General features: G+C 71.9%; 10 protein-coding genes. 5 read left to right on the top strand and 5 right to left on the bottom strand.

Going from position 1 to position 13,434, the window contains the following annotated elements:
• Window positions 1–5: 5 nt before the first annotated feature.
• Both FBT69_08670 and FBT69_08665 read right to left on the bottom strand, forming a co-directional pair.
• Window positions 6–2,555: a DUF4131 domain-containing protein gene (locus FBT69_08670; protein MDL1904865.1), complete on the bottom strand. Its 2,550-nt coding sequence runs from the start codon at window positions 2,553–2,555 to the stop codon at window positions 6–8.
• A gap of 67 nt (window positions 2,556–2,622) precedes the next feature.
• Complete coding sequence (locus FBT69_08665) at window positions 2,623–3,684, bottom strand: prepilin-type N-terminal cleavage/methylation domain-containing protein (protein MDL1904864.1); 1,062 nt, start codon at window positions 3,682–3,684, stop codon at window positions 2,623–2,625.
• Between the two features lie 95 nt (window positions 3,685–3,779).
• Between FBT69_08665 and FBT69_08660 the strand changes: the two genes are divergently transcribed.
• The 3 genes from FBT69_08660 to rpiB are packed head-to-tail and all read left to right on the top strand — an operon-like array spanning window position 3,780 to window position 5,849.
• Window positions 3,780–4,229: a DUF393 domain-containing protein gene (locus FBT69_08660; protein MDL1904863.1), complete on the top strand. Its 450-nt coding sequence runs from the start codon at window positions 3,780–3,782 to the stop codon at window positions 4,227–4,229.
• On the top strand, window positions 4,120–5,388 hold the full coding sequence (locus FBT69_08655; protein ID MDL1904862.1) for a hypothetical protein: 1,269 nt from the start codon (window positions 4,120–4,122) through the stop codon (window positions 5,386–5,388). Before FBT69_08660 ends, FBT69_08655 begins: the two co-directional genes overlap by 110 nt.
• Window positions 5,385–5,849 carry a ribose 5-phosphate isomerase B gene (gene rpiB, locus FBT69_08650; protein ID MDL1904861.1) on the top strand — a complete coding sequence of 155 codons (465 nt, stop codon included), beginning with the start codon at window positions 5,385–5,387 and terminating at the stop codon, window positions 5,847–5,849. Before FBT69_08655 ends, rpiB begins: the two co-directional genes overlap by 4 nt.
• A gap of 79 nt (window positions 5,850–5,928) precedes the next feature.
• On the opposite strand, the gene FBT69_08645 is transcribed toward rpiB, so the two are convergent.
• On the bottom strand, window positions 5,929–10,161 hold the full coding sequence (locus tag FBT69_08645; GenBank protein ID MDL1904860.1) for a hypothetical protein: 4,233 nt from the start codon (window positions 10,159–10,161) through the stop codon (window positions 5,929–5,931).
• Between the two features lie 149 nt (window positions 10,162–10,310).
• On the opposite strand from FBT69_08645, the gene FBT69_08640 reads away from it, so the two are divergent.
• Both FBT69_08640 and FBT69_08635 read left to right on the top strand, forming a co-directional pair.
• On the top strand, window positions 10,311–10,820 hold the full coding sequence (locus FBT69_08640) for a hypothetical protein (GenBank protein ID MDL1904859.1): 510 nt from the start codon (window positions 10,311–10,313) through the stop codon (window positions 10,818–10,820).
• An 87-nt stretch (window positions 10,821–10,907) separates the two neighbouring features.
• Window positions 10,908–11,381: an LEA type 2 family protein gene (locus FBT69_08635; GenBank protein MDL1904858.1), complete on the top strand. Its 474-nt coding sequence runs from the start codon at window positions 10,908–10,910 to the stop codon at window positions 11,379–11,381.
• Window positions 11,382–11,444: 63 nt separating this feature from the next.
• Here the strand turns inward: FBT69_08635 and FBT69_08630 are convergent, their stop codons facing one another.
• Together FBT69_08630 and FBT69_08625 are read right to left on the bottom strand one after the other, a co-directional pair.
• Window positions 11,445–12,461 (bottom strand): ROK family protein, encoded by a 1,017-nt coding sequence (locus FBT69_08630; protein MDL1904857.1) that lies wholly within the window; start codon window positions 12,459–12,461, stop codon window positions 11,445–11,447.
• Between the two features lie 57 nt (window positions 12,462–12,518).
• Window positions 12,519–13,427 carry a hypothetical protein gene (locus FBT69_08625; GenBank protein ID MDL1904856.1) on the bottom strand — a complete coding sequence of 303 codons (909 nt, stop codon included), beginning with the start codon at window positions 13,425–13,427 and terminating at the stop codon, window positions 12,519–12,521.
• Window positions 13,428–13,434: the final 7 nt, after the last annotated feature.

The raw sequence follows: 13,434 nt of genomic DNA, 5'->3' as shown, positions 1-13,434 counted from the left end.
CTGCGTCATCTCGCCGTATGCGTTGCGCCGTGGCGTACCGTGCCGTCGCGGCGCAGCTCGGTCCATGCGGCGCCGTGGGCGGCGGTCACGAGCCAGGCGCGTCCTGCGTGCTCGGGCGTCCATCGGGGGTCGTTGACGCGAGACGGCCCGGTCGATTGCAGCACGACGGCGGGGTTCGAGGCGGCCACGAGCGCGCGGGCCTGCGGGTTGTGGCTGCCGTGGTGGGGGAGTTCGAGCACGTTCGCGCGCAGGTCCGCGTGTGGGGCGAGGAGAGCGGCAAGGGCGGCGGGTCCCGCGTCTCCCGTGAGCAGAGCGCGCACCGTCGAGCCGTGGTCGGTTCGTGCCTCCACGAACGCGATGAGGGAGTGATCGTTGTCGGCGAGGTATCCCGCTCCGTCCGGTGGTGCGATGAATCGGACGGTGGCGTGCCCGAGGGTGATGGTGTCGCCCGCGCCGACGACGCGCACCCGTGTGCCGCGCGTCGCGAGGGTGTCGTATGTCGTGCGGAGCGGGCCGACGCGCTGGGCGCGTGCCCGTTCGTGTGTCCGCTGTCCGACGAGGAGTTCGCGCACGCCGAGCGGGCGGGCGGCGTCCGGGAGTGCGGAGTAGTGGTCGTAGTCGGGGTGCGTGATGATGACGGCGGGAACGCGGTGGGCGCCGAGGCGGCGCAGGGCGCGTGGGATGTCGATGACGCCCATCCCGGGGTCCGTCGAGCCGCAGTCCCAGAGCAGGGCGTCGCGTCCCGAGCGCAGGAGGAGGCACGTCCCGTCGCCGACGGCGATCGCGTCGATGCGAAGGAGCGTGTCGGCGTGGAGCGAAGTTCGGTTGAACGCTTCTGCGGCGGTCCACAGGGCGAGGGCTGCGGCGGCTGCCCATGCGAAGCGGTCGCGCAGGTGGCCGCGCGCGAACCAGTAGAGGACGAGCGTGGTCGCGGCGAGGGTGAGCGTGAGGGAGAGTCGCGGCGTGTAGAGCGCGGTGCCGGGCACGTCGTCGAAGCGCTCGACGATCCACGCGGCGGCGTCGCCGATGCGTTGCACGCCGTCGGCTGCCCACGCGGCCGCGGACGGCAGAACAGCGCCGAGCGTGAGGACGGCGTAGCCCGCGAAGAGCAGCGCAAGCACGACGGGCACCAGAACGACGGTGCAGAGGACCGCGAGGGGGCTGACGACGCCGACGGCATGGGCGATGGTGGGCAGTGCGGCCGCCCAGCAGAGGAGGCTCACGGAGACGAGTCCCCTGGCCTTTTCCGCCCACCAGCGCGGCCCGAGGGCGTCGGGCGGGTCGTGTGGGCCGGTGCGGAGGGCACCGAAGAGGCGGGCGTGTGCGGTCGGAGCGAGCCAGATCAGGGTGCCGGTCAGGCCGAAGCTGAGTTGGAAGCCGAGGGACCAGAGGTCCATGGGGCGTGCGAGGATCATCGCTGAGGCGATCCAGGTGAGGACGGCGAGGCGGTCGTAGCGTCTTCCGGCCGCCTCGGCGGCGAGGAGGAGGAGGATCATCCAGCCCGCGCGGAGGACCGGGGCGTTCGCGGGCACGACGGTCATGTAGAGGGCGACCAGCACGCCGACGATGAGGGGTTCGAGGCGTCCGCGCTCGCCGGTGAGTCGGACCGTGGAGAGCGCGACGGCCGCCATGATGGTGAGGTGGAACCCGCTGATGGCGAGGAGGTGCGAGAGTCCTTGGCGTGCGAAGGCGTCGCGCAGCGGGCGCAGCGTGCCCTCGTCCTCGCCGAGGAGGAGAGCGAGCATGAGCGTGCGTCCCGGCGCGGGGTCGTCGGTTTCATTGCCCTTGAGGACGCGGAAGGCGCGGCCGTGCATCGCGGCGCGTGTGCGCAGCCACCACGCCTCGGCCGCGGGGATCGCGCCGGGCAGGGTGGGTTCGTGGCGCACGAGCGAAGGGTCCGGGACTCGGAGCCTGCCGGCCTCGTTGCGTTGCGCCGCCCACAAGCGAGAGTCGGGCTCACCCGGGTTCAGTGGGCGCGGGACGGGGGAGAGCCTCCCGGTGACGCGGGCGCGCGAGCCGGCACGAATGTCTTCGCCCGTGCCCCCGACGACGGCGACCCTGACGACGCCGGAGGCGCGCACCGGGCCGTGTTCGGCGTAGGCGGTGTCAGTGCGGAGGCGGAAGGTCCATGCCGGCTCGCCGGAGAAAGCGAAGTTGGCGAGCCTGCCGGGTGAGGAGCGAGCCCGCCTCGGATCGTCGAGGACGACGCCTTCGAGTTCGACGCCGATCGTCGGCGCTGTTCCGTCGTCGGTGGGGAGGAGGGCGCGCAGGCTGTCCGGCGGGGTTTCGAGGATGCGGAGCGTGAACCACCCTGCGCCGAATGCGATGGCGCCGGCGATGAGAGCGAACGCGCACGCGCGTCGGCGGAGGAGGAGCGAGGCCGCGGCGGCTGCGCACGCGACGCCGAACCAGACCGGCGCGGGCAGGGCGAGCGGCGCGCACTCCCGTGCGGCGATCATGCCGAGGGCGATGGATGCGAACGCGGCGAGGGCGCGCGCGCGAGCGGGCGGTGCTGGACCTGTCCGAGGCGCGAGCGGATCGACCCCTGCGAGCATGGCACAGCGTCGCGGGCGTGGGGTGATCCGTCAAGAATCGGAAGGAGTCGGCGAGGCGCGGGTCGGGTCAGTTGCCGCCGGGGAGGACGATGTCGTCGAAGCCGTCGAGGACGTCCTCGATGGTGATCGCGCCCTTGCTGTCGGTGTACTTGGTGCCGGAGCCTGGGACGTAGAAGTTCCAAGCGTACTTGAGTGTGGGGTCGCCGGAGGGGAGCCGCCGCCCGCCGCGGTCCTTGCGTCCGAGGAAGACGCCGTCCGCGCCGGGGGAGTGGATGACGAACCGTCCGCGCGGCGAGCCTGGGAGGACGGTGTTCTGGTCGTAGTTGGCGGGCGTCGGTCCCTTCGGGTCGCCGAGGAGGCCGATGAGGGACTGGACGACTTCGTTGTTTGGGTTTGCGGCGCCGATGAGGCTCTCGACGGTCTGGTCCTTGCCGATTTTGCCGAGGCTTGTGGAGGAGAGGAAGCCCTGGTTGGCGCGCCAATAGAATCGCGACGGATGCTGCGCGCTGGGTCTGTACTCAGCGGCGGCGAACTCGGCGGCGGTGGTGGTGGCGCGCGGGGCGGACTCGTCTTCGATCCAGAGGAGGATCGGGCTGCCGAAGAAGTCAACGAGGTCGGGGAGTTGCTTCTCGCCCTCTGGTGCGGTTGCGCCGGGCTTGCCTGCCTGCTTGCCGATCGGCTGCGCCACGTAGTTCCGCGCCGGCGGGACGAAGTACACGTCATCGCCCACGCCCGCGAGGTCGGGGTTGACCTGGACGCCCTCGGGCTTGACGCCCTGGAGGACGACGCTCTCGCCGGGCGCGCCGCCCGGCTGTCCGAGCGCGGAGGTGGAGGTGATCTGTCGGGTGCCGGCGAGCTCGATCATGGCATTTTCGAGGACGGTCAGCCCCTGGCCCTGCGGGTTGCGTCCGAGGGTCTGCTGTGTGAAGTAGCCCGGCAATCGTCCGCTGTTGTCCTGGCCGAACTGGGTGATGGCGTTCGCGAGATCGGTCATCAGGGCGTGGGTGGCGGTGCGTCGCGCGACGGTGCGCGCGCCGCCGAGCGCTGGGATGATGATCGCCAGCAGGATGGCGATGATTGCGATGACGACGAGCAGTTCGATCAGGGTGAAGGCTCTGCGGCTCGGCATGATCGACTCCCTCGGCGGGCGGCCCCGGCTCGGGGACGCGCAGCGACGCCCGCCGCGGGGGCGGGCCTCTGCCTTCCTGTTCGTCCGCCGCCGGGATGCTGTTGCTCCCGGCAGGCGGACACGCGGTGGATTCTACGGGCCGGACCCTCGGTCCGGCGCAAGAATCCGGCGTGGCACGGGAGACGTGTTATTACGACGGCGGGTGCGGGGTGTGCCGACGGACTTCGCGGTGGCTCCGCCGGCTGGACTGGCTGCGCCGGCTTGAGTTTGTGGACATGACCCAGGTCGGCCCGACGGAGCTCCCGGTTCCTGCGGATGTCGCCCTCGGCGGGATGCCGATGAGAACTTCCGATGGGAGGGTTCTGGTCGGGTTTCCAGCGGTTCGTCGCGCCCTGATGCTGACACCGCTCGGTCTAATCCCCGGCGTGTTGCTGCATGTTCCGGGTGTTTCGTGGGTCGGTGGCCGGATGTATGCCCGGATTGCATCGCGGCGCCGGCGGGAGGAATCGTGCGGCGTGTCGGTGCAATGTGCGGACGGCGATTGATCGGGGCCTGGTTCTCGGGCATACTCAGAAGGTGAGTTCGGGTGCGCGGTCGATCGAGGGACAGTCAACGGGTGGGCGCGATGCGACGATCGCCTCCGCGGCGGCTGCGCTGCGCGAGGGCCGGCTCGTCGTCGTTCCCACGGAGACGGTGTACGGCGTGGCGGCGAACGCGGCGTCGGATGCCGCGCTTGCTGCGTTGGCTGCGCTGACCGGCCCAGGCACGAGCGAGGGGGAGCCGCTGACGTGGCACGCTCCGAGCGTCGAGGCGGTCGAGCGTGTCGTGGCGCTGGAGTCGGCGTTGCACCGTCGTGTGTTGCGGCGGCTGGCGCCCGGGCCGGTGCAGTTCTTCGTCGAGATGGCCGAGGACCGCCTGGCGCGATCGCTGGAGGAGCTCGGCGTGCGTGCGGGCGTGATTGACAGCGGGCGCGAACTGAGCGTTCGTGTGCCGAATCAGCCTGTTGCGCGGCGCGTGCTCGACGAGGCGGGCGTGCCGGTGGTGATGAAGCGTGCCGCCACGGCGGGGTGGTCCCCCGACCGGGACGCTGGGGCGGCGTTGCGTGACGGCCGCGCGCTGAAGGCGGGGGTGGCGGTGGTGATCGAGGATGCGCCGGGTCTGGGCCGCCCCTCGACGCTGGTGCGTCTGCGCCGGGACGGTTCGTACGCGGTGGAGCGTGAGGGCGCGCTCGAGGCGCGTTATGTGCATCGGGTGGTTCCGCGAACGATCCTGTTCGTGTGCACGGGGAACACGTGCCGCAGCCCGATGGCGGAGGCGATCGCGCGTTCGCTGACGGAGAACGCCGGCCCGGGGTCGGTGCCGACGCGGGTGGTTTCGGCGGGCGTGTCGGCTGCGCCCGGTCGTCCCGCGTCGGCGGAGGTTGGTGTGGCGTTGCGGGAACTGGGGATCGAGCCGCTGCGTCACCGTTCGCGAGAGCTGACGCGAGAGATCATCCGCGACGCGGAGGCGATCTTCGCGATGGGGGCGGTGCACCGGGATGCGGTCCTCTCGCTCGACCCCGGGGCGGACGGGCGTACCGTTCTGCTCGACCCGACCGGCAGCGAGGTGCCGGACCCGATCGGCCTGCCGCAGGCCGTCTACAACACGACCGCCGCGCGGATGCTCGGGATGGTCCGCCGCCGGCTGGAGGAGCTGGACGCATGAAGATCGCGCTTGGCGCGGACCACCGCGGGCACGCCGCCGTGCGCACGCTTCTTGCCAAGCTTTCCGGCGAGGGGCACGAGGTGCAGCTCCTGGGCGACTGCGGCGGCGAGGTGTGCGACTATCCGGAGCCTGCGTGGCTTGTCGCGCGTGCCGTCGCTTCGGGGCAGGCGGAGCGCGGTGTGCTGATCTGCGGGACGGGCATCGGGATGAGCATCGCGGCCAACAAGGTGCCGGGCGTGCGGGCGGCGGTCGTGCACGACGAGCTCACGGCCCAACTCTGCCGCTCGCACAACGACGCGAACGTGATCTGCCTCTCCGGTGATCTGCTCGGCGTGCGACTGATCGAGAAGATCGTCGATGTCTTTCTGCGGACGCCCTTCGACGGGGGCCGGCACGCGAGGCGCATCAGCAAGATCGAGGCGATGGAGCACGGGCGCGAGCCGTCGAGCGTGACGGACTGACGTGGCCATCGTGGAGGCGGAGGCGAAGGAGCGGTTCGTGCAGCACGCGGCGTGGCGACCGGCGTGGACGTGGCCGCGTTCACCGGCCCGGGGGCGTCGGGAGGACGAGTGTCGTCTGGCCTGCGGTGAGGAGGATGCGTCCCTCGACGAGGGCGACGCGTCGCGGGGGAGCGCCGAGGAGCACGCGCTCGGTCGCCACGAGGCGGCCGGTCTGCGACTCGAAGATCATCACGGCGTGGGTGGAGCCGCGTCCTTCCGGATCGGGCGTGCCGCGCGTTTCGACGGCGACGGAGTGAGGCGAGCCGAGGGCGGGCGTGACGAAGCGGACGGAGCCGTCGAGGGCGTCCGCGCCGACGAGGCGAGCCGCCTCGCCGAAGACGACCAGCCCTCGGGTCGAGCCGAAGAGGGCGAGGTCGCCGAGTGGGGCGAGGTCGGCATTGGCGGCCGGCTCGACGCGATTGCGTGTTTCGAGGGGCATCTCGCGGAAGCGGCCGGTGGAGACGGAGCCGAGGCGCAGGTCGCCCTCCGCGGTGAGGAGGAAGAGGCGGTCGTCGAGCGTCCATGCGCCGGCGGAAACCTGTGCGGCTTCGTCGGTGGCGATCCAGTCGAAGTCGGCGGCGGGGGGGGTGAGGGAGAGGATGCCGCGTTCCAGTCCCGCGATGAGCCGGCCGCGCGGGGTGACGCGGACCCAGCGGACGCGTCCGACGACGTCGCCGATGCGGTTGAGGAGGAGGCCTGTGCGGAGGTCGTAGACGGCGAGGACGGGTTCGGGTTCGGCGGCCTCGTCGGCGCGTCGTCCCGCGCCGCCGATGGCGAGCAGCCCCGCGGCGGCGTCGGCGTCGTGGACGACCATGGCGTCGGTGCGGGCAGTCCAGAGCGTGCGTCCCGTCGCGAGGTCGACGACGGCGACCGCGCCGCTGCGGGTGACGACGGCGAGCGTCTGCTCGTCGAGCGCGACGAGGAGGTCGCTGTAGCGTACCGGCCCGTCGAGGGGTGTTTCGGTGAGGACGTCGTCGGCCAGGGCACCGTCGGCCTTGCCTGCGAGGAGGTCGGCAACGGGCTGGGTCTGCCAGGCGACCGCGCCGTCGGCGGCGGAGAGACGGGCGAACGTGCCTCCGGAATCGCCGGGGACGTAGACGACGGCGGCGTCGTGGTCCATGCGGAGGAGCGTGGGGACTGCGTTGAGGGTGGCTTCCCAGCGTTGGACGAGTCCCGGGCCGGTGGGGTCGGGTGTCCAGAGCGAGACCGCGCTGCGTTCAGGCGAGGCGAGGAGCGCGCCACCCGCGTCGCGGTGCGCGCCGTCGCGCACCAGCGGGCGGAGGATGGACCAACCGCGCAGGGCCTGCACGGAGTCGCGTTGGACGGACGCGCCGATGGCGGGGAGTCGGCGCGCGGATTCGCGTCGTCCGAGGAGTTCGGCGCGTATCGACTCGGCGTCGATGGGTGTGCCGGCGGTGGTGAGGGCGAGGCGCGCGTGCCTCGCCGCGAGCGAGGCGAGGCGGTCCGCGGCGGAGTCGTAGCGTCCGGAGCGGACGAGGGTGGTCACGAGCCTTCCGGCGAGTTCGCCGAGGAGCGAGCGGTCGGGCGCTGAGCCAGCGGCGGCGCGGGCTTCGAGGACTTCGATTCCGGCTTCGAGGGCGGCGGTGGCGGCGGGAGCGCGGCCTGCGCGCTCGTGCGTCTCCGCGGCGCGGAGCCACGCGCGTGCGGCGGCCTCGGCCATGGGGAAGCGCCTGGCGATGGCCTCGAGGGAGCCGGGGTCGTTGGTCCCGGCGAGTCGCTGCGCGGCCTCGTTCTCGAACGGGGCGTAGAGGGCCATGCCGCGTTCGGTGGCGATTCGTCGGACGCGCCTGGAGGCTTCGACATCGGCGCGGACGCTGAGGGTGGGGCCGGTCCAGGCTGCGCCTGCGAGAGCGGCGTCGGCGAGGACGGATTGGTAGACCTCGACGGCGAGTGGGTGCCGATTCTGCACTTCGCGGAGGCGTCCGAGTGCGAGGAGGTGTGCGACGCGTTGCTCTGGGGCGTCTGCGACGCGGCCGAGTCGGGCGATGAGGTCTTCGAGGAGCCGCAGGTCGCCGATGACCGGCTCGTCGCGCGGCGAGGGGGGGGCGTCGGGTCGGCTGGGGTCCGCCGCGCCCTCGCTGAACCAGCGTCGGCTGGCGGCTTCGACCATCGTGCGCAGGACGCCGAAGAGGCGTTCGCGGGCGGCGCGGTTGGCTTCCGAAGCGGGGTTGCGGTCGATGGCGGCGAGGGCGGCGTCGCAGGCGCCGATGATGCGGTCGGGTTTTCCGGCGCGGTAGGCGAGTTCGGCGAAGGTGATGGCGGGGTCGGGGTCGTCGGGCGTTTCCTGCATCCGGCCGCTGAGGACGCGGGCGGCCTCTTCCCAGACGAGGTAGCTGTGGAGGCGTTCGTTGCCGAGGACGAGGAGCTGGCTGTCCAGGGCGAGGAGGTTGCCGGAGGCGTCGAGGCGGACGATCCTGGCGTTGTTCGGGGCGTCCGGGTCGATGACGGCGACACCCTCGGGGACAGGCGCGAGGAGGCGGTCGCCCGAGACGACGACTCGACCGACGATGCCGTCCTCCCCGAAGCGCAGGACGGCCGGCGCGGCGCTCTCGGTTTCGGCGAGCGGCACGAACGCGATCTGGTTCTGGGCGACAGCGGCGAGGCGGTCGCCGATGCGGACGAGGTAGTCCGGTTCGCCGAGGTCAGCGGCGTTGCGTGCGCCGAGGACCGCGCCCGTGAGGGTGTTGAGTCGGAGGATGGCCTGCCGACCCGGGGCGATGAGGAGCAGGGTGTCGCGGTCGGGGACGGGCTGATTCGTCGCCCAGGGGAGGGTGAAGGGGTAGCCCTGTCGTCCGACGGCGGGCATCCTGCGTGCCCAGACGACGCGGCCTGTGGCGGCCTCGACGGCGGCGGCGAGGCCGAGTTCGTCTGCGCGGTAGACGATTCCTTCGTGGAGGAGCGGCCAGTCCGAGGCGCGGCCGACGGTCTGGAAGCCGAGCGAGCCTGCGCTGCCGAGGAGTCGGAGCCATCGCAGTTCGCCGGTGCCGACGTCGAGGCCGGCGAGATAGAGGCTGACGACGCGGCGTGACTGCTGGAACTTGCGCAGGGAGACGATCGCGGTATCGCCCTCGACGACGGCAGGCCCGCGGACGGTGGCCTCGACGAGTTGTGGGTCGAGGGCGTCGGGTGCGACGGACCAGAGCACGCGGCCGGAGCGTCGGTCGAGCGCGTGGAGGCGGGTGTCGCCTGTGCGTCCGCCGGAGGCGGCCATGCCTGTGGCGGCGATGGCGAGACGGTCTGCGACGACGACGACGTTGGCGTCCTCGACGGTGCGAGCGAAGCGTGCTTGGCGTGCGGTGAAGGGTTCGTCCATGATCGCGGCGGCGTCGCTGCCGCGAGGCACGACGCGCCAGCGCGGTGCGAGGGTGAAGCGGTCCCAGGCGCTGATCGCTTGTCCGTCGCTGATGTAGACGACGTCGCCGACGACGGCCGGGTAGAGCCACGGTGCCTCGATGAGGGAGCCGCCGCGTCCCGAGCGTGCGGGCCGTTCGGCCTCGCGTCGGCCGGGCCGGAGATCGACGGTGCGCATGGGCGTGGGGAGGAGCGTGGCGGGGTCCATCGCGGGTCCGGGCTGGGTGGGGTCGTAGGAGCGCACGCCAGCGGCCTCCGGCCAGGCGACGGCGCGTCGATCGGGGAGTGCGTCGTCAGCCCAGCGCTCTGCGCGTGCCCAGACCGCGGGCCGGTCGAGGTAGGAGGCGACGAGGGCGAGGGCCTGGGCGGCGTCGCGTGCTCGCCTGGCGTCGGAAGCGCGGTCGGGGTGCGTTTCGAGTTGTTCGAGCGTGAGGCGTGCGGCTTCGAAGCGGGCGGCTTCGAGGTGTTCGCGCGCGACGAGGAGGGCGGCGTCGAACCCTGCGGGGGTGAGCAGGCGGGAGCGTTCGACCGAGGGCGCTTCGCCTGCGGCGAGCAAGGCCCTTGCGCGCTCGCTCTCGGCGAGGCGGTAGCGTTCGAGCAGGTCCGGGTCGGCGAGGAGACGTTCATGGACGCGGCGGCGGACGCTGACGAGGAGGTCGGCGTCATGCGTGGTTTCGATGACGCGTTCTGCGTCCTCGTCGAGAAGGCGCTGGAGCGCGCGAACCGCTTCCGGGTGGTTGCCTGCGGCGAGCAGGGCGTCGAGTTGGCCGAGGGCGTCGCGTGCCCTTGGCGAGTCGTCCATATAGACGGGGTTGGGCACCTGAGCATGGGCGAGCGTGGCTAGCCCGAGAACGAGGACCACGCCGGCGAGCCGGGTCGCGGTTGGTCTCGGTCGGTTCAAGGGGTGTGCCTCCCGGCTGGTGGGCGTATCGGTACGACCCTCCCAATCTGCCGCAACGGCACGGCCGGGAGGGTCGGTGTGCTCGAAAGGAAGTATGGCACGTTGTCGGCTCATTGACCCGTCAAGGCGCGCCGAAATGCGTAGCGAACATGGCTTTCCGTTCTCCACAGGCCGGGCCGGGTGTCGGGGGGGGCGCGGCGGTCGCCCTCGGGCAGTCCCACCACCCGCTGCGGGGCTGGGCGGGGCTGGGTGTGCTGCTCGGCTCGGAGTGGCGTGGGTGCCGGGTGGCGGTCCTGATGGCGGCGGTAGGTGTGATGAGCCTGGCTGACCTTGCCATGACGATGACGTACCTGAACCACGTCGGGATGATCGAGAGCAACCCTCTCGCCCGCATCGTGATGCACGGCGGCGGGCCGTTGTCGCTGATCGCATGGAAGCTTGCGACGACGGTGCTGGCGGTGGGTATTCTGCTGCGTCTGCGTCGGCGCCGCGCGGCGGAGGTGGCGGCGATCGTGTGCTGCGCGGTGCTGGGTTGGCTGATGGTTCGGTGGGTTGCCTACGTCGAGGCCGCGCCCGCGCTGGCGGGTGCGATCGCGGCGATGCCGGAGCACTTCGGGGAGGAGTGGGTCTCGTTCGCCCAGCCGGTCGGGGGCACGTGACGGCGTTGCGTCGCGGGGCTTGGCCCTGCGGGCCGCGGTTCTCGGTGCCAGAACATCCGCACGCGCCCGGCGTGATACCCTCCCGGCGTGAAGAGCCACCCGATCGTGTTGTCTCTGGTCAGCCTGCTCGCGTGCATCGGGCCGGGGGGCTGCTCCGGCGCTCGTGCGCCGTCGCTCTCGGTGAGCGAGGTTCGCGTGGTCGAGCGTACGAGCGAGGGGGTTGCGGTCGAGTTCGTGCTTGACGCGGAGAACCCGAACCGGGTGGAGCTGCCGCTGCGGCAGGTGTTCTACTCGCTGACAGTGGACGACCGGCGTGTCTTCACCGGCGAGCGATCGGCAGAGGCGACGCTGCGGCGTGACGGGACGCAGCAGATTCGGCTTCCGGCGGTGGTCCCGCTGCGGACGGGCGAAGGGATGCTGCGCGGCGTCCACGCGTATCGCCTGCAGGGCACGATGCGCTACGTGACGCCCGGGGCGTTCGCGGAGGCGATGTTCGAGGCGGGGCTGAACCGTCCGAGCGTTTCGTTCTCTGACAGCGGGACGATCGACTTCGGTGAGTGAGGGGAGTGACGGAGTGGAACGGGATGGGGCGCGGGCCGGGCGATTGTGCCGCCGTTCGGGGCGTCACACCGTCGCTCTTCCGCTCTGCCGCTTCGCGGCAGCCTGTCCGTCGATCTTTTCCGCCGCCAGCAGGGCGGCGCCGATGATGCCTGCGTCGTCGAGCAGTTCGCTGGCGACGACGTCGACGGCCTTGCACTTGTCGGGGAATGCCACGCGGCGGACGGCGTCGCGCACGCGGGCGACGTAGGGGGACCCGACGGCTTCGGTCAGCCCCCCCCCGAGCACGACGCGCGGCAGGGCGAGGAGGGTGACGATGCCGCCGACGTGGGCGCCGAGGAGGTCGGCGGAGTCGTCGACGACCTCTCGGACGAGTGAGTCGCCGGCGGCGTATGCCTCAGCGATGGTCTTGGAGCGGATCTTGTCGAAGTCGCCCTGGACGAGTTCGGTGACCATGGATTTTCGGTTGCTGCGTACGAGGCGCACGATCCGTTCGACGACTGCGGAGCGTGAGCAGTTGTGTTCGAGCGTTCGTTGTCCGGGTGGGTTTGTGGGGAGGACGTGCATGTGGCCGATCTCGCCCGCGGTGAGGAAGTGGCCGTAGTGGAGTCGTCCGCCGAGGACAAGCCCGCCGCCGATGCCGGTGCCGACCCAGACGCCGAGGAGGTCGGTGACGCCGCGGCCCGCGCCGGCGACGAACTCTCCCCAGACCGCGGCGTTGACGTCGTTGTCGACGATGATGGGGACGCCGAGACGCTCGGCGAGCAGGCCCGCGAGGGGCACGTTGTCCCAGCGCAGGTTGACGGCTTCGAGGACGACGCCCGCGGAAGGCTCGACCGCGCCGGGCGCGCCGATCCCAACGGCTTCGAGGTCGCCGCGCGTGATGCCCGCGTCGGCGCAGGCGCGGTCGACGCCCTCGGCGACTCTGGCGAGCACGCTCTCCATCCCCTCGTCGGCCTTGGTTTTTCGCCGGCAGCGTCCGACGATGCGCACGCCGGCGGCATGGTCGTCGCGGGTCACGACGCCGATCTGCATGTTCGTGCCGCCGAGGTCGATGCCGACGATGGGTCCGGGCCTGCTCATGCCGCCAGTGTACGGCCCGACGAGCCGCGACCGTGAGGGAGCGAATCGCCCCGCGCCTTATCCCACGCACTCCGTCGCCACGATCGAGGCGTCGGGGAGCGCCCGCGCGGCGCGCTCCGCGATCGTGTTCATTTCGCTTGTTTCGCAGAGCACGAAGAGCGTGCTCCCGCTCCCGGTGAGGTGGACGGGCCGGCTGGTCGCGCGCTCGGCGCGATCGCGGAGCGTTCGCAGCGCGGGGTGGAGCGTGAACGCGGCTTCGCGCAGGTCGTTGAAGAGGGCAGCCCGTGCCGGCCTGCCTGTGCGTGCCATCTCGCGGACTTCGCGCTCGCGGAGGGGGCCTGGACGGAGCGAGTCGAACGCCTTGTAGGCCTGCGGCGTGGCGGAGCCGAAGGGGGGGACGATGAGCACGACCCCGCATGGCGCCGGGGTGGTGCGTTCGACGCGGTCGGCGAAGCCGGTGACGAGTGCGGGCCTGGGGGGGTCTGTCTCGTCGATGAAGAAGGCGACGTCGCTTCCGATTCGGGTTGAGAGGTCGCGGAGCCGTTCGGCGCTGAGGCGCAGCTCGAAGAGTTCGTTGAGGGCGAGGAGGGCAGCGGCAGCGTCGCTGGACCCACCGCCCAATCCACCCTGTGGCGGGATGCGTTTCGAGAGCGTGAACGCCGTCGGGAGGGGGCGGCGCGTCTCGTGCTGGAGCAGCGCGTGGGCGCGGTAGGTGAGGTCCGCGGTGGGTGGCCAGTCGAAGGCGAAGCGTCGCGGCGCGTCGGGCGTGCAGGCGAAGGACCACGTGCTGGCCGCGCCGTCGGGGAGGCGTCGCGCGCGCAGCTCATCGGCGAGTCCGATGGCGCACGACCACGAGGCGATGCGGTGCCACCCCGGGCGTGCGGATGCCTCGCCCTCGGGGGGGCCGACGGCGAGCGCAAGATTCAGTTTGGCGTAGGCGCGGCGAGTGACGGTCCCGTGCGGCACGGCGGAT

It is taken from the genome of Synechococcales cyanobacterium CNB (genome assembly GCA_030263455.1).
In the GTDB taxonomy this organism is placed as follows: Bacteria; Planctomycetota; Phycisphaerae; order Phycisphaerales; family UBA1924; genus CAADGN01.
The sequence above is the reverse complement of the archived record's forward strand: the minus strand, read 5'-3'. Positions and strand labels throughout refer to the sequence as shown.